Genomic DNA, 19,694 nt, shown 5'->3' with positions numbered 1-19,694 from the left:
TTGTATTTTTTCGTTGTTATAACAGGCTTTACCATGTAATCTAACCCTTGTGCCGAACTCCGACCTAGCCCGCAACCGACTTGACGACCGCTACAAGACCCTTCCCGCCCCCGACAAGTTCACGCGTCCCCACAAAGGGTGGATCCGAGCAATCCGCGACGCTCTAGGCATGACCACCAGCGAATTGGCCTCCCGAATGGGAGTCCGCCAGCAGACCATCAGCGGCATCGAGCGCAGCGAACAGCACGACACCATCCAACTGAAAACCCTTGAGAGAGCCGCCCAGGCTATGAACTGCCGACTGGTCTACGCCCTAGTCCCGAACACCACCCTTGAGGAAACCCTCATGAACCAAGCCAGGCACAGAGCAATGCAGTATCTGGAAGAGATTTCGCAGCACAGCCGGCTCGAAGATCAAGCTGTCAGCACCAAGGAACTAGCCGACCAGATCGAAGAGTTGGCTGATCGCCTCGCTGGTCGGCGTGGCCTGTGGACCGAGGAGCCGGCTGCTTCACAGTGACTGACGCCCTTATTCCCATAGGAGAGGGCCACACAGAGCTATCTCCTGAGGACCATGAAGGATTGATTCCGACCTATATCGCAACCCGCGGCGAGCTATTCGACGCGGAACAGCGAAACATCGTCCAAGCCCTGCTTCGCCGCCCTCCACGGGCAGAGGAACTGCTCGACCACAAGTACCTTCGCAACCTGCATAACGCGATGTTCGGCCAGGTCTGGAATTGGGCGGGTCAATACCGAACGCGTGAGACGAACATCGGCATAGAACCAACCCAGATCCCTGTCGCCGTGCGCTCCCTCATCGACGACGCCACCTGGTGGATCGATTCAGAGACATTCGAGATCGACGAAATCGCCGTGCGGTTTCACCATCGTCTCGTTGCCATCCACCCGTTTCGCAACGGCAACGGACGCCACAGCCGCGTGGCGGCCGACTACCTCGCCCGTGCACTCGGAGCCGAGGCCTTCACCTGGGGTCGCTTTCTCAGACTTGCTACCAGCGACCTCCGAAAGGCCTACCAGTCTGCACTGCAAGACGCCGATGCCGGAGAAATCAGCCAGCTTCTGATCTTTGCCCGAAGCTGAATCGCCATCTACGCCATCTATGCCATTTATATCGCCATCGGCCACCACTCCCGACAGCCGCTTTCCTACTGCAAGGTCGTCGAACTCCAGGCCAGCCATCGGGGCCACGCTACCCTGCGGCCATGGGCAACAGGCTTGATGGCAAGGCGGCGATGGTCACGGGAGCGGGCAATGGGATCGGGCGGGCCGTTGCGCTGTTGCTGGCCGAGCATGGGGCGCAGGTGGTGGTCAATGATCTGGGGACCAACGAGTTAGGCGAAGGGGCCGACAACTCCCATGCGGGCCGGACGGTGGCCGACATCGAGGCTGCGGGGGGCACGGCGGTGGCCAACCACAGCGACGTGGCCACTTTCGAGGGCGCCGGAGATGTGGTGCAGCAGGTGGTGGACACCTATGGGCGCATCGACATCGCGGTGAACTGCGCGGGGGCGGCCATCGGGGGGTCGATATATGAGATGGCACCGGAGCTGTATCACAAGACCATTGCGTTGCAGATGTCTCAGAAGTGGTACATCGCCCGCCATGCGGTGCCGCTGATGGCGGCCCAGGGCTGGGGCCGGGTGGTGAACACCACCTCGCACGGGGCGCTGGGCGATCTGGGCCAGCCGGCGTTCGCCGCGGCCATGGGCGGAGTGATCTCCATGACCAAGGCGCTGGCCACCGAGACGGCGGGCACCGGGGTGACGGTGAACTGCCTGGCGCCGGGGGCGGCCACCCGGCTGCACGCCAAGTCGCACGACGAATTCAAGGCCTGGCATGAGCAGGGCATCATCGACGACGAGATGTGGAACAGTTACCTAACCACTCCCCCGCCCGAGTACGTGGCCCCTGCGGTGGTGTGGCTGTGTACCGACGCGGCCGACTACGTGAGCGGCCACGTGGTCCACGCCGCCGGCGGCCAGGTGGCGGTGTTCAACGAGCTGCGAGAGGAACGGGCCATCTACCGGGGCGACCACTCCCAGGTCGACCCCTGGACCCTCGACGAGCTCGACCACCTGTTTCCCCGCAACCTTCTACCCCGGCCCTGAGGGCGGGCCGCGCCGCCACAGCGCTCAGAGGGTGTGCTGGCAGACCCAGCGGTGCATGGCGATACCCGAGGCCACACCAGCATTGATAGAGCGGGTGGAGCCGAACTGGGTGATGGCCAGCACGGCATCGCAGGCAGCCACCGCCTCGGGCGACAGACCCGGCCCTTCCTGGCCGAACAGCATCACGCAGCGCTCGGGCAGCGAGTGGTCCTCGATGGGCACGGTGCCGGGGCCGTTGTCGATGCCCAGGATCGGCAGCTCGGCCTCGGCGGCCCAGGCCGCCAAGTCGTCCAGTTCAGGGTGGTGCAGCAGGTGAAGGTAGCGGTCGGTGACCATGGCGCCCCGGCGATTCCAGCGCCGCCGGCCCACGATGTGCACCGCAGCCGCTCCGAAGGCGTTGGCGTTGCGCACCATGGTCCCGATGTTGAGGTCGTGCTGCCAGTTCTCCACCGCCACATGGAAGCCGTGGCGGCGGGCATCGAGGTCGGCCACGATCGCCTCCTGGCGCCAGAAGCGGTAGGCGTCCACCACGTTGCGGGTGTCGCCGCCCTCTACCAGTTCAGGGTCGAGGCGAGGAGGAAGGCGCTCAGCCCAGCGCCGGGATTCGCCCATGCCGGCTGCCCTGCTCAAACCATCGCAGCAATGAGCTCAGCGTGCTCGTCGATCGATCCGAAGCAGGGGGTGAGCGCCCAGGCCCGCTTCAGATAGAGATGGGCGTCGATCTCCCAGGTGAAGCCCATGCCGCCGTGGACCTGCACGCAGTCTTTGCCGTTGTGGTCGGCAGCCTCGGCGGCCAGGATGCGGGCCCCCGACACAGCGCGGGACGTGTCCCCCAACTCAGGGGCGTCTAGCACGCAGCCGGCGTAGTAGAGGGCGGCTCGAGCCACCTCTTCGCGGCTGTACATGTCGGCGCACTTGTGCTTGACGGCCTGGAACTGGCCGATGGGCTTGCCGAACTGCTGGCGCTCCTGGGCATAGGCCACGGCCAGTTCCCGAGCGCCGGTGGCCAGGCCCACTTGGAGAGCCGAGCATAGAAACACCGCTCGATTGTGCCAGCCAGAGGCGTCAGCCGCTTTTTCTCCCTGGGGCAGCTCGGCCACTCGGCCCACCGGTGTGAGCGGGTCCACCGAGTGGGCCGGGTCGATAGACAATTCGGCGGCGTCCACCCGCCACAGTCCGTCTTGGTCGAGCACTAACAAGGCGTCGATCACGTCGGGGTACTCCACCAATGAAGGACCCCCGGTTCGCTCGACGAGGCCCACCACCGCATCATCGACTACCCCCGCGGCCAGAAGTGTGCCCACCAGCGGTCCGGGAACCAGGGACCGGCCCAACTGCTCGAACACCAGCCCGGCCTCGGCCCAGCCCAGTCCGACACCGCCGTCGTCTTCGGGCACCACCAGTGAGAACACGCCGGTGTCGGCCAGCTCGCCCCACAGGCGTCGGTCCACCCCACCGCAGTCGGCTAGACCCCGCACGGTGTCGATGTCGAAGCGGCCCTCGCACAGGTCCCGGATGCCATCGCACAGCGCGACTTGGTCGTCAGAAAGCTCGAAGTCCATCCCTACCGCTCCTTGGGCAAGCCCAGGATGCGCTCGCCGATGATGTTGCGCTGAATTTCGGAGGTGCCGGCCGCTATCGACAGGCTGAGCACGTACAGCCGGCTGGCCACCATGTCGCCGCCGGTCTGCTCATCGCCGGTTTCGTTGCCGAACACGAGCGCCTCACGCTCCAGCATTCTGTGGGCCAAATCGGCCATGCGCTTTTTCACGTCGGCGTAGTACAGCTTGAACACGGATCCGCCCGGTCCCGGCATCCCGGTGCGCTGGGCCTGCGACACCACCCGCTTGGTCAGCGCCCACAAGGCGTCGTATTCGGCTTGGAGGCGGCCGATCTCCCGGCGAATCTCGTCGTCGTCCCAGGCGGTTGAACCGTTGCGAGAAATGCTTCGGGCGATGTCGGCCATGTCGGACAATTGGTTCATAGTGCCCAGCAGCTCGCTGATGAAGGCCGTGCCGCGCTCGAAGCTGAAGGTGACCATGGCCACCCGCCAGCCGTCGTTCTCGTCGCCCACCCGGTTCTCCACCGGGATGCGGACCTCGTCGAAGAACACCTCGCAGAACTCGCTGGAACCGGCCACGGTGGTGATGGGGCGGATTTCGATGCCGGGCAGGTCCATGGGGCAGATCAGCCAGGTGATGCCCCGGTGTTTGGGGGCGTCGGGGTCGGTGCGCACCAGAAGCTCGCAGTAGTCGGCCACATGTCCGAACGACGTCCATATCTTCTGGCCGGTAACCACGTAGTGGTCGCCGTCGCGGATGGCCCGGGTGGACAGCGAGGCCAGGTCGGACCCGGCGTTGGGCTCGGAGAAGCCCTGGCACCACACCTCCTCGCCCTTCAACATGGCGGGCAAGTGGCGGGCCTGCTGTTCCGAAGTGGCCTCGAGGATGAGGGTGGGGCCGGCGTGGAGCTGGCCCACGAAGTTCATCCCCACGTAGGGGGCGCCCATCCGGGTGGTCTCTTCCAAGAAGATCAGGTGCTCGGTGGGGGTGGAGCCCCGGCCGCCGAACTCCGATGGCCAGTTGATGCCCGCATACCCAGCGTCATACAGCATCCGCTGCCAGCCGGTGTCCCACTCCCGCCGGGCGGTCCAGTCGTCGCTGTTCGGCGGGTCGCCCAGCGTGGGCAGCACGTCGGTGAGCCAGGCCCGCAGCTCGTCGCGGAACGCGATCTCGTCTGCGGTGAATCGAATGTCCATCGGCAGCGATGGTATCCACCGCTAGAGCAAGGGCAAGAGTTGGTCCATTAGAGCGTCGATCTCTCGGACGCAGGCGGTGAACTCGTAGTCCTCTCCTCCGCCGGGGTCGACCACTTCCTCATCCCGGGGAACCTTGGCGTCGGCCAGGTTGAGGGCAGCAACCCGCTGGGCGAGCGGCTCGGGGCCAGCCTTCAGCTCGGCCGCCAGGCGCTTGATGGTGGCGGTGCGGGCCGCGGCTTCGGGGTGGACCCGGCGCACATAGTCAACATGCTCGGGGGCGAAGGCCACGATAAGGTCTGCGCCTTGTGCATCGGCGGCGGTGAGCTGGTGGCTGCGGTGGCTGCTGTCGGCCAATCCCAACGACTCCAAAGCCCGCCGGGTCCGGCCGCTCATGGGCAGGCCCTCGATGCTGTGGGTGCCCGCTCCCACGAATCGAACTTCGTCGGTACGGTCCCGGCCGATGACGGTGGCCATCACCGAGCGAGCGGCGTTGCCGGTACACAGCATCACCACTATTGGGCGGCTGTCGAATCCAGTCATGGGCATTCGGAGGGGGGGCGCACGAACAGACCTTCGGCCTCGGCGGTGAGAACGCCACCAGCGTGGCATTGACCCGTGGCGGTGACCCGTCGGCCGCGGGCATCGGTCACCTTGCCGGTTAGCTCCAGATCGGTATTGAGCGGTGTTAGCGCCCGATACCGAACGGTCAGCCGGCCGGTGAAGGCCCCCTTTTGCCCGGTGAGGCGATACGGCAGAACCCCGAGCAGGTTGTCGAACATGGCAGCCAGATAGCCGCCATGCACACAGCCGGGCGGGCCTTCGTAGACATCATCCAAGCACACCACGGCGGTCACCGTGGGATGGCCGATCTCGTCGACGTCGTAAACCACATCCAGTGCGGGGGGCAGCAAGACTGGGGCTCGGAGCTGCCTCGGCGCACTCACGCCGACGGGGCTCGGCGCTGAGCCTCTTCAGCTATGCCGGCGGCCATTCTGGCCACTGAGGAAGCCAGCACCTGGCGCAGGACTCCGCCGGTGAACGGGATGGCAGGCTCGAACCAGGAATCCCAGTGCAGGTCGCAGCTCATGTCGTCTTCGCTGGGCACAAGGACCAGTTCAGAGCGCATGTTGCGCACCGGCAACGGGATCTTGAGAACCCGATAGGCCATGCGGTGGGGCGGCTCAAATGCGGTGATCTCCTCATATGTGCCGACCGGGCCGATGCGGAACACCCGAACCGCCCCGACGCCGTTGGGTTCTGGTGAGCCTGCGACCTCCAATTCCACCTGGGAGCGGGGGACCCAACGGGCATACAGCTCATGGTCGGTCATGACCTCCCAGGCCACTTGCTGGGCGGCGGCAATCGTGGTGGATGAAGAAAAGGTCTGCATGAGCGATCAGGTCTAACCCAAGTAGGCGTCGCGCACGGCCGAATTGCTGCGGACTTCCTCGGGCGGGCCCTCGCCGATGACTTTGCCCAGGTTCAGCACGGTGATGACGTCGCACTGGGCCATGACGAAAGCCACGTCGTGCTCCACGAGCAGCACAGAGCACTGGTCTTCGGCTCGAATGGCCTGGATAATCTCCCCGAGCTTTTCGGCCTCTTCGTGCTCGATGCCCGAAGTGGGCTCGTCCAGAAGCAGGAGCTTGGGGCGCGAAACGATGGCCCGTCCCAACTCCACCATTCGGGCTCGGGCTATGGGAAGCTCTCCTGCCGGAGTGCTTCTGACATCGCTGAGGCCGCACAGCTCCAAGACCTGGTCGACCCGCTGGCGGCGCTGGGCCTCGATGCGGCGCCGGGCGGGCCAGGCCACCAGGTCGGCGGCGATGCCGCCCCCGCCGCCTTCCCACTCCAATGCGGCCAGCACGTTGTCGGCCACCGACAGCCAGCCGAATGGCTGCTGACGCTGGAAGGTGCGGCGGATGCCCTGGCGAGCCCGCCAGGTGGCTGGGCGATCGGTGATGTCGGCTCCCTCCAGCCGGATGGACCCGGCCGCGGGAGCGTTTACCCCGGTGATGCTGTCGAACAGGGTGGTCTTGCCCGCACCGTTGGGCCCGATGAGGCCCCGAACCTGGCCGGACGGCACCGACATGGACACCTCGTCCACTGCCACCACCCCGCCGAAGCGAACAGTGATCCCCTCAACCGCCAAGAGGGGCCGGCCTGAACCGGTAGGACGCTCAGCCACCGCGGTGGCACCCTCAGTGCTCATTTCGGCAACGCTACTCCACCGCGGACTTGTGCTACCGGTTGGGCCGCCAGCCTGGAGGTCAGATCCCCAGGGCGTCGGCGATTCGGTTCCGGTGCCAGGCGGCGTCGCCCCAAGCAGCGGAAAGAGCCCAGCCCCGCTTCATCCACAGGTGCAGGTCGTATTCGAAGGTGTAGCCGATGGCGCCGTGGCACTGAAGGGCGGTGCGGGCGGCCAGATCCACTGCCTCAGAGGCTAGAGCCTTGGCCAGCGACACGTCCCGGCTCCGGTCGGGGTCGCCGGTAGCGATGCACCAGGCGCCATGGTGGGCCGCGGGGCGGGCGAACTCGATTTTGAGGGCGGCGTTGGCCAAGTGGTGCTTGACGGCCTGGTAGGTGCCCACCGGCTTGCCGAACTGGTAGCGCTGGGCCACGTACTCCACGGTGGCGTCCAGCAGGTGCTGGGCAACCCCGACGCACTGAGCGGCCGCCGCGGCTGCGGCCCGGTCGAAGGCCAGCGCGGGATCGGCGTCGATAATCACGGCCTCTCCGTCCACCTCGAACAGCCGTCGAGAGCCGTCCACCGAGCGGTGTTCGACCAGCGTTGCCTCATCTACCGGAACAGCCCGAATTTGCTCGCCGATGAGAAGCACCAGATCGCACGTTGCCGCTCCCACTGTGTAGCCCTCGTCGGGGCCGGCGCCAAGGGTTGCCTCCCCGGATGCGGCCCGCTCCAGCCAGGCTTCGGCCATTGGCCCTCCGGCTTCGACCAGGGCGGGTAACCCCACCGCGGTGTGCTCCAGCAAGGGCTCGGGCAGCGCCGCCCGGCCCGCCTCCTCCAACAGCAGCACCAGATCGGTCTCATCCATGCCCAGGCCGCCAGCCGACTCGGGGGCGGTCATGCCCACCACGCCCATCTCGGCCAGCGCCGCCCACAGGCTGTCGGATCGTCCGGTGTCGTTCTCCCAGGCGGTTCTCACCACTTCGGGAGGGCACTCGTTGGCCAGAAGGTCTCGCACAGCCTCCTGGAACATGATCTGGTCGTCGCTGAACGAGAAATCCACGCCTACCGCCTCGGAAGCCCTAGAACTCGCTCAGAGATGATGTTCCTCTGAATCTCGTTGGTGCCGGCGTAGATCGGGCCCGACAACGCGAACACGTAGCCGTCCATCCACGAGCTGTCGGCCCGCTCCCCGTCGCGGCCCAGCAGCCGCAGGGCGGTGGCGTGCAGCTCCACGTCGAGCTCCGACCACAGCACCTTCATGAAGCTGGCCTCTGAGCCGATGGGGGCGCCGCCCCGCAGGCGTGATTCGGTGGCGTAGGTCTGCCAGCGGTAGGCCTGGGCCCCCATCCACGCCCCCACCACCTGGTCCCGCCGGCCCAGATCGGGTCCCCGGCTCTCGGCCAGCTCCTGGTAGAGGCCCACCAGCCGGTCGGCGGCGGCCGTGAACCGGCCCGGCGCCCGCAGATTCAGCCCCCGCTCGCTGCCGGTGGTGGCCATCGCCACCGCCCAGCCCTCGCCCTCGCCGCCCAGCAGGTACCGCTCGTGTACCCGGGCGCCGTCGAAGAACAGCTCGGCGAAACCGGGCTCGCCGTCCAAGCGGCCGATGGCCCGGGCCTCGAGGCCTTCGGTGTCGCCGGGAACCAGCAGATAGCTCAACCCGGCGTGGCGCTCGGAGTCAGGGTCGGAGCGCACCAGGCAGAAGAACCAGTCGGCGAACGCCCCCCGCGAGCACCAGGTCTTCTGACCGTCGATCACGAAGTGTTCGCCATCGCGTGGGGCCCTGGTCTTGATCCCTGCCAGGTCCGACCCGGCGTCGGGTTCCGACCATCCCTGGGCCCAGACTTCGTCGCCCCGGGCCATGGGCCGCAGAAAACGGTCCTGCTGCTCGGGGGTGCCGAAATCGAAGATGGTGGGGGCCAAAAGGCTCACCCCGTTGGACGACACCCGACCTGGGGCTCCCGACGCCCAGTACTCCTCTTCGAAGATCAGCCACTCCACCAGCGACGCCTCCCGGCCGCCGAAGCGCTCGGGCCACGACACCACCGCCCACCCGGCGTCGAACAAGACGTGCTCCCACGCCCGGTGCTCCTCGAACCCACCTGGAGTGTCCATCGACGCCAGCGGCTCAGCAGGCACGTTCTCAGCCAGCCAGGTGCGAGCCTCGTCGCGGAAGGCCTCCTCCTCAGAGGTAAACGACAGATCCATCAGCGCAGCACTCTAGTGGTGTGTCGCAGGCGATACTTGGGGGATATCAAAGCAAGGTACCAAGGCAAGGGCTGGTGGAGGTCATGGCAGATTAGCGGGGGCAACAGCGAGATTTTCTGCCCGCGCTCCAGAATAAAGGCGACGATCCCACACGGCCACAACCAGATCAGGCAAGCCCATTTCCAAGGCGCTGGCCAGGTGTACGGCGTCGGCACCGCGCAGGCTGTGCCTCTTAGCTAGCAAGCCTGCGGCCATCTGAACCTGATAGGTGAGTTCCACAGGCCGGATTGCGGCCCAGAACTCCTCCCAGTCCTGTTCGCACTTCGTCAGGCTGGCTTCGTCTAAGACGTGGTTGCGCCCCGCCGCGGCCAACGCCGCCCGTACCTCCGGATAGGCAATGCGACTCGATACGGCCGCATCACATCCATCCCATAGCACGGCCGCGATGTCACTCCCCGACTCCTCGACCACAAGTTTCACCAGTGCGCTGGCATCAAAATAGACGACCGCCACAGATCAATCGCGCTGTTCAGCAACCAGATCGGAGACCAGACTACGGGACCGAGGTCGCTGGCGGCCGGTGGCCACGGGACGATTCTGTGAGGATGGCCGGGCAATGACCCCCTGTTGGACGAGAGACTCGATAGCAGGGGCGGCCTCCAACCCGACGATCCTAACCACCGGTATCCCTCGCTCAGTGACGACGACTTCGTCACCTTCTCGAGCCCGACTCAACCAGTGCTTCAGATTTGCACGAAACTCAGCAACTGCTACATCCATCTTCAGAAGTGTACAACTTACAGCGAGTGCTCTGTACACAAGATTCGGTTGGCGATGGCACCGGCTCAGGGTTCAGCCGTTCTGTTTCATTGCCGCGATTGCCTCATCTATGGCTGCCTTGATCTTTGCACCGCGGCGGTTGAAAGGGAGTTCGTCGAAGATTTCCTCGAACAGTTGCGCATCCGTACGGAGCAAAAGGTCGGATTCAATCCACATACCCAATGCGACCAGTTCTGCTTGCGAGTATTCGTCAATGGAAGATGCGTATCGCCGTATCCAGGGACGGGTCCCTCGTCGTGGGGGAGCCTCGCTCGTTTCAGCAGGAGTGCCCAAGTCTGGTACCTCGGACAGGTCTGTCCGATCAGCGGCGGCATTTGGGGGAGTCACCCAGCCGGAGTCGATTTCGCTCACGGCTTTCTCGTAGGCAGCCAGCACGCGATCGACCTCTCGGCGGTGGTCGTTATACCAGTCGGTGGACCAGATTCGGCAGAACCTCCAACCGAGGAGTTCAAGGTGCTCTTGTCGCAGCCGGTCGCGGTCTCGGTCCGTGTGTGATGAGTGGTAGCTGGCCCCGTCGGCTTCCACTGCCAGGGCAAATTGGCCGGATTTGGTGGGGTGGCGCACCGCGAAGTCAATTCGATAGCCCGAGCATCCGTATTGGGGCACCACAGCGAGGCCAGCGGCGGCGAGCTTGTCGCGGATGTCGATCTCGAAGGGGTTGAGGGGCTCGGCGGCATCGGCGCCGTCCAGCTCGGTACCGCCTGATTGGGCGAATTTCAGGAAACCCCGAAGCATCTTGGCCCCAGTGGAGCCGGTTTTCTCAGGGTCCATGTCGGCGTAGTCGAATGATGACACCAGCGTCATGCGCTTGCGGGCTCTGGTGATCGCCACATTCAGGCGCCGCTCGCCGCCTTCCCGGTTCAGCGGCCCGAAGTTGTACAGCATCTTGCCGTCGGCGTTCTTGCCGTAGCCGATGCTCAAGATGATGGCATCGCGCTCATCGCCCTGCACCCGCTCAAGGTTCTTCACGAAGGCCCGCTCCTCGTTCGCCTCATTGAAGAAGTCTTCGAGGTCGGGGTCGCTCTCCTCTCCTAGCCGCTGGCGCAGTACTTCCTCGATGCGGTTGGCGTGGTTGATGCCCATGGCGATTACACCAAGAGTTTCCTCGGGCCGTGCCCGGGCGTGATCGATCATCAGATCCACCACCTGAAGCACCTCATCGGAGTGGCTCCCCTTCTTGGTAGCAACGCCCGTCCTGTGTGGCACCAGTACCCACCTCAGACACTTATCGGAGTTGGCGCCGGGAAAGGTGGTCAGGCTGCCGTGGTAGATCTCCTGGTTGGAGTAGGCGATTAGACGTTCATCCTGGGAGCGGTAGTGCCAGGCAAGCGGGCGACGGGACAGCCGGGCATCCATCACGTCCAAGATTGACTCGTAGTCCGCCATGGACTCATCTTCTTCGTCGAAGTAGTCGTCGCCCCCGGAACTGTCGAAGAAAGTGGTTGGCGGAAGCTGGTGGGAGTCTCCCGCCACCATGGCCCGCTGCCCTCGGAGCAGGGCAGGAATGGCGTCACAAGGGAGCACCTAGCTGGCCTCGTCGAACACCACAAGGTCGAAAAGTGGCCGGGGCGGCAGTATCTGGGCCTCGTCAAGGGGCGACATGGCCCAGCAGGGGCGAACCGCGGCCAGTGCCTCGGGGGCTTGCTCGATCAAATTCCTCAGCGGCAAGTGGCGAGTTTTCTTTCCAGCTTCTTTGCGAATCAGCTGATCTTGACCGGGATTCTGGCTGAGCGCGGTCACCGCGTGCTCGGCGATGCACCGGGTTACTACCCGGGCCGGGTTGCCCTGGAGGTGCTTAGTTGTAGTGCCCACGGAGGTTGTTAGCTCCGCTGTTGGGTGAGGTTCACAGAGCCCGACCGCCGACGCCAACTCCAAACCTGGACCCACCACTACAATCCCCCGCGGCCACCACACCGCCATCGGCGGCACACCCTCATCACGAGTACACAACCCATATAGGCACTGCACCTAGGCCCAGGCCGTGCTCAGAAGCTACATATGAGTTGCAGACCCTGAAGGCTTCGGTCACATTCGAGCAGTTGCTCGCAGCATAGCCACAGCCATGAATCGCCCACCCCGACCAGATTGGCCCCGATGAGAAAAAAAGCGCTCGGCGTCCATCGTATCCAAACGCATGTCTTCGATCTGCTTGAGTTCCATTCCCGCATCAAGAAGCTGCTGTTTGATCATGAACGGAAGATCTAGGTGAGGCTTCTTTCCAATGTCATAATGAACTGCTGGCTGCTTTGGGTATGCCTCTTCAACAATCTTGGCTTCACGATGGGAAACTTCTAGGGAGAAGGGCTGCAAGCATGGTCCTATGCCAGCCCTAATGTCAGAAGGGCTACTGCTGAAAGCTCTCCCCATTTCTTCAATGGTCCGCTGGGCTGTACGAGCGACAGCCCCGCGCCATCCAACATGAGCTACTGCAACAGCAAGTTTAATTGGGTCATATAGGACTACAGGAGCACAGTCTGCCACCAAAATAGCTACTGGAGTGTCGATGGAATTAGTCGCCAGAGCGTCGCAGGCAGGGATTGTATTCTCCGCTGAAAGCGCCCCCCGACCTCTGTCACTGGCTTCAACAATCTTTACTCGACTTCCATGCTCTAAGTGTGCCACAACAAGATCGCGGTGGTCGAAACCAAGGATGCGACCAGAAGCCTCACGGTTTGCCAGTACGCAGTCAGGATCGTCTCCAACGCCAAAAGCCATATTGAGACTCGCCATCTCTCCTCGGCTAACTCCCCCAGAACGGCTCGTAATAGCAGCTAGGATACTGTCGTTATCAAAGCTGAATTTGATTGCTCCTATCAATCCCTCTAATCCTTGCTTTGGAATTTCTGCCCCTCAGATGGGAATCTCTGCAAATTTATAGATTGTTTCATAGATTTTTTGTGTTTCGATTGTCTTCTCTCCGCCCCTTCGCTCGACTGCCCTAATGGCCTTGTCAGTTGTCGGTCTCGTGAATACCGGACGCCCTGGATACTGGCTCATTAGGTAGCTGCGCAGCCAAAATACGGCCGCTGTGCTAGCAAGTGGATTTCTGCCTATCAATAGGGGAACATAAACTCCAGCCACCGCCCTGTCGTCGCCTACATGGTTTTCTTTGTCATCTTCATCTTTGAGCACTGTCTCGTATCCTTGATCTCCTATATCGTCTCCTTTTTTAATCCGACCACTGAGGATTCCCAATACTGCATCCGCGTTCAAGAACCACAACCGAACGCATGCTATCATTTTAGGGGCTTCTGCACATTGACCATCCGCTGCCTGCCTATGCAGAACGAACACTTTCTCGGTCCCTCTTTCGAGTCGCTTGCACATAGCTTCCCGTAGTATATTTGTGTCATACTCAACTACTTCCGTTGCCATCTCTGCTACCGCCTCTAGATCACGTTCCTTTGCTACCTTAAACCTGCTGGCCAGGCCATAGACGCGGGCATAAGGACCTTCGCAGATCCCAAGCCGCAGACCATCAGGGGGCATGAGGAAATGCGGTAACAGCCCCGATACATATACCTTTTCTTCATCCCGTAAGGGGAGCGCTGACAGCAGGTCCCAACCGACTGCACCGAAGTCTGAATCACCCTGCATATATTTTCGGAGTGCTACCTCCCGATACCTAGGCTCAACAGACTCGCCATCGGGCTGGTGCCCCTTGTCATAGAAATAGAGCCACCTGCGCAGGAGATCCTGGTCCAGAACCGGCCCCGCATCTAAGGAGGGCAAAGCACGGAGTCGCGCCCGCAGGTCCTCATCAGTGTCGAATAGAAACTTCAGCCGGCCAAAGCTCGGGTACACCTTTCGTCCCGCGAGTTTAGTAGTCTTCGCCATAGTCTCCATCCCTAACACGTCGTCCCATTAAGTGCAAGTAATCTCCCTCAGGTGCCATTGTCCCAATATTTGCTTAGAGTCCATAAATTCTATGGGGCCCCTTGACATCTATGGTACCACTCTGCTATGGTGGCCTACCATGGAAAGGAGGTGGTGAGGATATGTCCAGCCCCGAAGAGATCCAGGGAAATCTGGAAATGGCTCAATCCTTGGCCGAATTTGGCGCGGGAGGGAGCGCCAACGACTACCTTGACCAAGCTGAGCAGCAGCTCAGTGCGCTGATGGAGGACTAATAGCCTCCATTCTGTGGCAAGGGGCACAGCATTAGAGTTGTGCCCCTTGCCAGCTCTGCCCACCGGTGTTCGGGTCAAGAATGGGCCTTGTGTGTACCGGGTTTCGCTCGGTCGGGTTGTCTGACTTTCGGGCATGTCGACCATTAGACGGCCATGCGGGGCTGCCGACCAGCCCCGCTACCGCAAAGTCCCCAACCCGCCCACCGCCGAAGCCCTCGACGAACACCTACACTCCCTACAACAGGCTGGTGTTGCGACGACCGGTTGAATCCGGCCTGGGTGCCGTGGTCGGAGTGGACTACCGCGCCGGGGGCCGGTCTGCGGTTCGCGATGGCCATGGCGAGCGCGGAGGTGACCATAGCCGAGGTTGCGCGGCGGTCGATGGACCAGCCGACGACTTTGCGGGACCACGCGTCGAGCACCGCGCACAAATAGAGCTTTCCCTCGCGTGTGGGGTGCTCTGTGATGTCGGTCATCCAGAGCTGGTTCGGCCCGTCCCGGTCGAATTGGCGGTTCACAAGGTCGGCGGTCGTCTCGGCCGGGGACCTGCCGGATTTGCGGCCCTTGCGGCGGGGCAGGCCGCATATCTGCTGCTCGCGCATGAGCGACAGCAACAGATTGAGGCCGGCGCGGTGGCCGTAGACCTCGGCAAGCTCGGCCTGGACACGCCGCCACCCGTAGGTGCGCCTGGACCGCCCCCGAGACCTCGGCGACGACATCTGCCAGCTGTGCCCGCCGGACAGCGCGCGCCGGCATCGGCCTGGCCCGCCAGTAGAAGAACCCCGACGCGGAGACGGCCAGGAGCCGGCACGACGCCTTCAGGCCGTGCCCCTCAGCCCCCAAGGCCCCTGCGATCGGGTACAGGTCTTTTGGGCGCATCACCCGATCCTCGCCGAACAGCTCCGACGCCCGCTTGACCGCCGCCAGCTCGACCTCGAGCTCTTTGATCCGCCTCCGGGCCGCCTGGAGCAAAACACCCTCAGAACTCGACATGCCAGGTGCCAAGCCCTCATCGACGCGATCTTGGCGCTCCCCGGCGATACAGCGTCGACTCGGCCATCTCCAGCTCCCGGGCCAAAACGGCCACCGACCGGCCACCCCGAATCTGGTCCAGCACCATCTCCCCAAACTCCGACGAATACGAAAACGGCATCCCCGCACCTCCCAGCACAGAACACCGCCACTCTCACATACCAAGACCGAAAAAAGATGGACACATCAAGTGGACCAACCACAGGGGGTCACGCCAGCTGTCCAACGCCATCTTCAAGTATCTTGAGATCTTCCACAACAAGCAGAGGCTGCACTCGGCATACTCACGCCCATCGAATACGAGATGCGCCACGCCACAACCGCTCTAAGTCATGCAAGCTGACCGCATTCAACACAGGGCACACCACAGTCTGCGCGAGACAGTGAAGATGTGTGCGGGGCGGGCCTTCGGCGTCTGACTTGGCGTGAAACTGGCCCCGTGCGTTGCGGGTGTGATCGGGACTAGTCGACGTTGGCGGCCCGTCTCCGGACTTGTCAGCTGCGGCCGGTCCGGGACGAGCGGCGTGACCTCATAGGAACCTGTGCGGCAGATGTCTCATCACTGTTATGTCCGTCGGGTCCCGGCACGCGAGCCGCTTCGAGAAGAAGGACAACAGCATTTCAGATCAGAGCCAAACGGTGATCGCGGGGATCGACTGCCACAACGATTTGGATGTCGCCGCCGCGCTCGACCCCTTGGGCCGGGTGCTGGGCGCCGAGTCGTTTCCCGCGAGGTGTGCCGGCTATCGATCGACCCATAAGTGGCTCGCGTCGTTCGGGCCTGTCGCCGCGGTCGGCGTCGTGCCCACCGGATCCTACGGCGCGGCCCTGGCCCGGTCACTGACCGAGCGGGGCTGCGGGGTGATCGAGGTCAACCAGCCGCATCGGCATCTGCGGTCGAGCCGCGGCAAGGACGACGCCACCGACGCCGAGGCCGCGGCCCGCAAGGTGCTCTCGGGCGAAGCAACCGCAGCCGCCAAAGACACCACCGGCATCGTCGAGTCGATCCGCCAGCTCAGCGTCGCCCGCAACGGCACCGTCAAGGCCCGGGCGGCTGCGCTGTGCCAGCTCGACGGCCGCCGCACCCTGGAGGGCAAGGCCGCGGTGTGTGCACGGCTGCGGCCCGACACCAGACTCCTCGCCGATCCCGCCCAGGACGCCAAAGCCGCGTTGCGCAGCCTCGGCCGCCGCATCGCCCAACTCGGAGCCGAAGCCGCCGAACTCGAGCGCCGCCTCGATCGGCTGGTCGCAGTCGCAGCGCCCACAACCCTTTCGCGCCTCGGCTGCGGCACCCACCACACCGCCACGCTGCTCGTCGCCGCCGGCGAGAACACCGACCGGCTCAGCTCCGAAGCGTCGTTCGCCCACCTGTGCGGAGCCGCCCCCGTCCCCGCATCACCACGACGCACCGAACGTCACCGGCTCAACTTCGCCGGCAACCGCGAAGCCAACCGCGCCCTGCGCATGATCGTCATCGTCCGGCTCCGCTACTGCGAACAAACCCGTAGCTACCTGAACCGCAGAGTCGCCGAGGGCAAAACCAAAAAAGAAGCCATTCGCTGCCTCAAGCGCTACATCGCACCAGAGCTCGCACCCTCCGAGCCGACCTCGCCACCCTCACAACCCGCACTTCACATCTATAGGAACGTCCCAGGAAGGTTCACAGATCAAGTGGATCAAAAGACGGGGTCCGATCACATGGAGCGCCAACCCCAGCAGCCTCGCGCGCCAAACCCTACTTGCCTCCAGAGCGGAAGCTCTCCCACAGCTGCGCAGTGGCATTTTCAGAAAGGGTCACCGGTGTGTCCTCCACAATGAGCTGATGAGCACTCCCACCAAGGATTACACCGGCAGACCCCGCCGCCCACCCCAAACCCCACCGCTAGACGAGATGCCCCCACCGAAGCGGCGGCAGGGTCGTCACATCGTGTCATTCCATAGTAATAGTGGACTCCATTGCTCCCGCGAGTTTTCGCGATTAGTATGGGCATGACGACGTCCATCTGAAAGGAATGCAAGCAGTTATGGAAGCAACCTCGAGCCCAAGAAGAATAAGACTCACCTCTGTAACTAGTGGATGCATCAACGACAGCACATTCTTATGTCATGGCAACGGTGTCGCCTACGTTGCGGGGCAAAGAAACCGCACCAGGAACATGCTCCAGTTGAATCGGCCCCTCGTCGGCTACACTCCGATGTACAACAAGTGTTGGTCCTGCATCCACCACAAGCCGCTTGCCCTGGCAGAAGACCACTCCATGAACCAATACCTCAACGCAGGCGGGAGAATCGTTGGCTCTGCGGTAATCAAGTACCCGTTTAGAGATAGCCATATCGCGGTCCACTCAATGTTGTGCCGCCCGCGGCCCGACTGGCAGCATTTGATACAAATTCGTGAGGGCAGGTTCACTGGACCTACCGACATTGTGCGGCAATTGCCGTTTGACATTGAAATATCACCACACGGTTCAAATCGTGCGGTCACCTTCAGTCGTCCTCGCGTCAGCCGCGCAAGCGGGGAAATCGTGGAACTGGCCGCCACCGAGAGACTGCGTTTTCCCGATGGTCTCACTCTTGAGGAGCCCCTGAGAATCAAGCTTGCGGGATCTGCTTCCTACGACCCGGTTGGACTTACCTTCAATCTTGAAACTTTTGTCGCCGCGGCGCGTTCAGAACCGCTAGCAGCTTAGCGATCGAATACCTCGGTTGCCTCGGCGATAACTGAGTCGATGATCTCCTGGCAGCTAGGGAGGGAGTCTATGCTACCCACTACCTGGCCGGTGGGGAGGATGCCGACTTCGGAATGGCCGTCCACCATGGCGGCCTTGGTCATCATGGGGGCATTGGCCGCCATGGCCATCTGGGCCCAGGTGAGGTTGAGGCTGCGGCGCATGGCCAAACCCTCCGAGAGCAACTGGCGACAACTGACCCCAGTGAGAGCCCGATACTTGAGCGCGTTGCGGGCAGCTCGGATGAAAGAAAGCGGTCCTGAACGCTCCAGCCGAGAGATCACATCGGTGTTGATCACCCGCTGGGGCACGCCGTCTACCGAGGTGGTGACCACCGTGCCGGTGAGCTTGGTGTCCAAATAGATGGCCTTCACGTGATCGGGGACATCGCTGTCGGAAGACAGGAGGAATCGGGTTCCCATGGCGATGCCGTCGGCCCCGAAGGCCAGGGCCGCGGCCAGCGAGCGTCCGTCCACCATGCCCCCGGCGGCGATGACCGGGATATCTACTGTGTCGACGACCGCGGGCAAGAGCAAGGACGTGGCGATGGGGCCGGTGTGGCCTCCGCCCTCGGCACCTTGGGCGATCACTGCGTCGACCCCCCATGCAGCCACCTTCTCGGCGTGGCGGGGTGCGCCGATGGTGGGAATCACCACCACCCCAGCGTCCTTCAGCTTCTTGACGATGGCTTCGCCTGGGGCCTGGGCGAAGCTGGCCACCGGAATTCCCGCGGCGATGATGTGGTCAACCCTTTGGTCGATGTCGGCGGCGTCTGTGCGGAGATTCACCCCAAAGGGCCGGTCGGTAGCGACAGCCACCTCTTTGATGGTCTTCACCATCTGGCCGAACGTCAAGGGCGCAGCGGCAATGATGCCCAAGCCGCCGGCGTTGGACGTGGCCGCGGTCAGCCGGGACCCGGATACCCAGCCCATGCCGGTCTGCACGATGGGGTGTTCCACCCCAAACAACTCGCACACCCGAGTCCGAAGGCGGGGGTCTGTGGTCATCAACAGCTCAGCGGAACTCGGCTTTGCGGACGCCGCCGGGGTCGAGCACCTCGCGGATCAAACGCAGCTCTTCATCAGTGGGCAGACGGGTCTCGGCCACGTCGTGGGTGCCAGCCAGCTCGAGGGCTGTGGCCTCCGCCCAGAACGCCTTTTCCAGAGCAGATGACAAATCCATCAGTGCAGAACTATACGGACTACTCGGTGCCAGAGAAAATACCCACATCTGGACCCGACGGTAGAGCCAGATATCCCTAAGGAGAAAAGTGACGTCAAACCGCCCCAGCCGCCGGGAATCGATGGGGAGCCCAGTAAGCCATAAGCGCCAAGAAACTTCGTCGGTTCTGCTGCCGATCTCTTGGCAGAGAGCCGGCAAGCCGATCGAGACAAGGATTGCTGTTGAGGCATGGCTGGAAGCCTCCCTATCATCTTCCGCGCTGTTCGGTCTCACCTTCGTGCTGTTCGCCAACCGCAATGACGGAGTCCAAGGAGGGATAATCGTCAATGCGCTCGACCCCGGATCAGCAGAAGAAGTCGGTTCGCTCCTCAAGACAACAGCGAACAGCCTGAACTCGTGGCAAGGCCTCGGCGACCCAGTACTTTGGCAACCGCCGAAGCTTGGACCCAACGTATTCGACTTAGCGGCAATCCCGGGATCGGGCCGGGAGATCCT

General features: G+C 63.3%; 25 protein-coding genes. 6 read left to right on the top strand and 19 right to left on the bottom strand.

The window, feature by feature from the left end:
• Positions 1-49: 49 nt before the first annotated feature.
• The 3 genes from ACOOGG_RS13955 (at position 50) to ACOOGG_RS13945 (ending at position 2,132) form a co-directional block, all read left to right on the top strand.
• A complete protein-coding gene (locus ACOOGG_RS13955; protein WP_420436073.1) occupies positions 50-520 on the top strand; it encodes a mobile mystery protein A in 471 nt (156 codons plus the stop codon).
• Entirely contained in the window at positions 517-1,104 is a 588-nt protein-coding gene (locus ACOOGG_RS13950) for a mobile mystery protein B (RefSeq protein WP_420436071.1), read from the top strand. The genes ACOOGG_RS13955 and ACOOGG_RS13950 overlap by 4 nt, the downstream gene beginning before the upstream one ends.
• A gap of 122 nt (positions 1,105-1,226) precedes the next feature.
• Positions 1,227-2,132, top strand: coding sequence for an SDR family NAD(P)-dependent oxidoreductase (locus tag ACOOGG_RS13945; protein WP_420436069.1), 906 nt, complete (start codon positions 1,227-1,229; stop codon positions 2,130-2,132).
• 24 nt (positions 2,133-2,156) lie between these two features.
• On the opposite strand, the gene ACOOGG_RS13940 is transcribed toward ACOOGG_RS13945, so the two are convergent.
• The 15 genes from ACOOGG_RS13940 to ACOOGG_RS13870 all read right to left on the bottom strand — a co-directional run bounded on the left by ACOOGG_RS13940 (position 2,157) and on the right by ACOOGG_RS13870 (position 13,963).
• Positions 2,157-2,744 (bottom strand): TrmH family RNA methyltransferase, encoded by a 588-nt coding sequence (locus tag ACOOGG_RS13940; protein WP_420436067.1) that lies wholly within the window; start codon positions 2,742-2,744, stop codon positions 2,157-2,159.
• Between the two features lie 14 nt (positions 2,745-2,758).
• Positions 2,759-3,694, bottom strand: a complete 936-nt coding sequence (locus ACOOGG_RS13935; RefSeq protein WP_420436065.1) for an acyl-CoA dehydrogenase family protein — start codon at positions 3,692-3,694, stop codon at positions 2,759-2,761.
• A 2-nt stretch (positions 3,695-3,696) separates the two neighbouring features.
• On the bottom strand, positions 3,697-4,890 hold the full coding sequence (locus ACOOGG_RS13930) for an acyl-CoA dehydrogenase family protein (RefSeq protein WP_420436063.1): 1,194 nt from the start codon (positions 4,888-4,890) through the stop codon (positions 3,697-3,699).
• A gap of 21 nt (positions 4,891-4,911) precedes the next feature.
• Positions 4,912-5,430, bottom strand: coding sequence for a hypothetical protein (locus ACOOGG_RS13925; protein ID WP_420436061.1), 519 nt, complete (start codon positions 5,428-5,430; stop codon positions 4,912-4,914).
• Positions 5,427-5,834 carry a PaaI family thioesterase gene (locus tag ACOOGG_RS13920; RefSeq protein ID WP_420436059.1) on the bottom strand — a complete coding sequence of 136 codons (408 nt, stop codon included), beginning with the start codon at positions 5,832-5,834 and terminating at the stop codon, positions 5,427-5,429. The genes ACOOGG_RS13925 and ACOOGG_RS13920 overlap by 4 nt, the downstream gene beginning before the upstream one ends.
• Positions 5,831-6,280 carry an SRPBCC family protein gene (locus tag ACOOGG_RS13915; protein ID WP_420436057.1) on the bottom strand — a complete coding sequence of 150 codons (450 nt, stop codon included), beginning with the start codon at positions 6,278-6,280 and terminating at the stop codon, positions 5,831-5,833. The genes ACOOGG_RS13920 and ACOOGG_RS13915 overlap by 4 nt, the downstream gene beginning before the upstream one ends.
• A gap of 12 nt (positions 6,281-6,292) precedes the next feature.
• The gene (locus ACOOGG_RS13910) at positions 6,293-7,102 is read right to left on the bottom strand and encodes an ABC transporter ATP-binding protein (protein WP_420436055.1); all 810 of its coding nucleotides are present in this window, start codon (positions 7,100-7,102) and stop codon (positions 6,293-6,295) included.
• Between the two features lie 58 nt (positions 7,103-7,160).
• Positions 7,161-8,141, bottom strand: coding sequence for an acyl-CoA dehydrogenase family protein (locus tag ACOOGG_RS13905; protein WP_420436053.1), 981 nt, complete (start codon positions 8,139-8,141; stop codon positions 7,161-7,163).
• 2 nt (positions 8,142-8,143) lie between these two features.
• The gene (locus ACOOGG_RS13900) at positions 8,144-9,286 is read right to left on the bottom strand and encodes an acyl-CoA dehydrogenase family protein (RefSeq protein WP_420436051.1); all 1,143 of its coding nucleotides are present in this window, start codon (positions 9,284-9,286) and stop codon (positions 8,144-8,146) included.
• 81 nt (positions 9,287-9,367) lie between these two features.
• Complete coding sequence (locus ACOOGG_RS13895) at positions 9,368-9,799, bottom strand: type II toxin-antitoxin system VapC family toxin (protein ID WP_420436049.1); 432 nt, start codon at positions 9,797-9,799, stop codon at positions 9,368-9,370.
• Between the two features lie 3 nt (positions 9,800-9,802).
• The gene (locus ACOOGG_RS13890; protein ID WP_420436047.1) at positions 9,803-10,066 is read right to left on the bottom strand and encodes a type II toxin-antitoxin system Phd/YefM family antitoxin; all 264 of its coding nucleotides are present in this window, start codon (positions 10,064-10,066) and stop codon (positions 9,803-9,805) included.
• Between the two features lie 72 nt (positions 10,067-10,138).
• Positions 10,139-11,650 carry an AAA domain-containing protein gene (locus ACOOGG_RS13885; protein ID WP_420436045.1) on the bottom strand — a complete coding sequence of 504 codons (1,512 nt, stop codon included), beginning with the start codon at positions 11,648-11,650 and terminating at the stop codon, positions 10,139-10,141.
• The gene (locus ACOOGG_RS13880; RefSeq protein ID WP_420436043.1) at positions 11,651-11,938 is read right to left on the bottom strand and encodes a hypothetical protein; all 288 of its coding nucleotides are present in this window, start codon (positions 11,936-11,938) and stop codon (positions 11,651-11,653) included.
• 213 nt (positions 11,939-12,151) lie between these two features.
• Positions 12,152-12,943, bottom strand: a complete 792-nt coding sequence (locus ACOOGG_RS13875; protein WP_420436041.1) for a polyphenol oxidase family protein — start codon at positions 12,941-12,943, stop codon at positions 12,152-12,154.
• Between the two features lie 33 nt (positions 12,944-12,976).
• A complete protein-coding gene (locus ACOOGG_RS13870; protein WP_420436039.1) occupies positions 12,977-13,963 on the bottom strand; it encodes a hypothetical protein in 987 nt (328 codons plus the stop codon).
• A gap of 161 nt (positions 13,964-14,124) precedes the next feature.
• On the opposite strand from ACOOGG_RS13870, the gene ACOOGG_RS13865 reads away from it, so the two are divergent.
• Positions 14,125-14,256, top strand: coding sequence for a hypothetical protein (locus tag ACOOGG_RS13865; protein WP_420436037.1), 132 nt, complete (start codon positions 14,125-14,127; stop codon positions 14,254-14,256).
• A gap of 143 nt (positions 14,257-14,399) precedes the next feature.
• Here the strand turns inward: ACOOGG_RS13865 and ACOOGG_RS13860 are convergent, their stop codons facing one another.
• Complete coding sequence (locus ACOOGG_RS13860) at positions 14,400-14,975, bottom strand: DDE-type integrase/transposase/recombinase (protein ID WP_420436035.1); 576 nt, start codon at positions 14,973-14,975, stop codon at positions 14,400-14,402.
• Between the two features lie 290 nt (positions 14,976-15,265).
• Complete coding sequence (locus ACOOGG_RS13855; protein WP_420436033.1) at positions 15,266-15,409, bottom strand: hypothetical protein; 144 nt, start codon at positions 15,407-15,409, stop codon at positions 15,266-15,268.
• A 446-nt stretch (positions 15,410-15,855) separates the two neighbouring features.
• Between ACOOGG_RS13855 and ACOOGG_RS13850 the strand changes: the two genes are divergently transcribed.
• On the top strand, positions 15,856-17,106 hold the full coding sequence (locus ACOOGG_RS13850) for an IS110 family transposase (protein WP_420436031.1): 1,251 nt from the start codon (positions 15,856-15,858) through the stop codon (positions 17,104-17,106).
• A gap of 440 nt (positions 17,107-17,546) precedes the next feature.
• On the top strand, positions 17,547-17,978 hold the full coding sequence (locus ACOOGG_RS13845) for a hypothetical protein (RefSeq protein ID WP_420436029.1): 432 nt from the start codon (positions 17,547-17,549) through the stop codon (positions 17,976-17,978).
• Here the strand turns inward: ACOOGG_RS13845 and ACOOGG_RS13840 are convergent.
• Complete coding sequence (locus ACOOGG_RS13840) at positions 17,975-19,024, bottom strand: NAD(P)H-dependent flavin oxidoreductase (protein ID WP_420436027.1); 1,050 nt, start codon at positions 19,022-19,024, stop codon at positions 17,975-17,977. The two genes, ACOOGG_RS13845 and ACOOGG_RS13840, sit on opposite strands and share 4 nt — an antisense overlap.
• 7 nt (positions 19,025-19,031) lie before the next feature.
• Complete coding sequence (locus ACOOGG_RS13835; RefSeq protein WP_420436025.1) at positions 19,032-19,199, bottom strand: hypothetical protein; 168 nt, start codon at positions 19,197-19,199, stop codon at positions 19,032-19,034.
• Positions 19,200-19,694: the final 495 nt, after the last annotated feature.

The organism is Candidatus Poriferisocius sp. (assembly GCF_965214065.1).
GTDB lineage: Bacteria > Actinomycetota > Acidimicrobiia > Acidimicrobiales > Bin134 > Poriferisocius.
The sequence above is the reverse complement of the archived record's forward strand: the minus strand, read 5'-3'. Positions and strand labels throughout refer to the sequence as shown.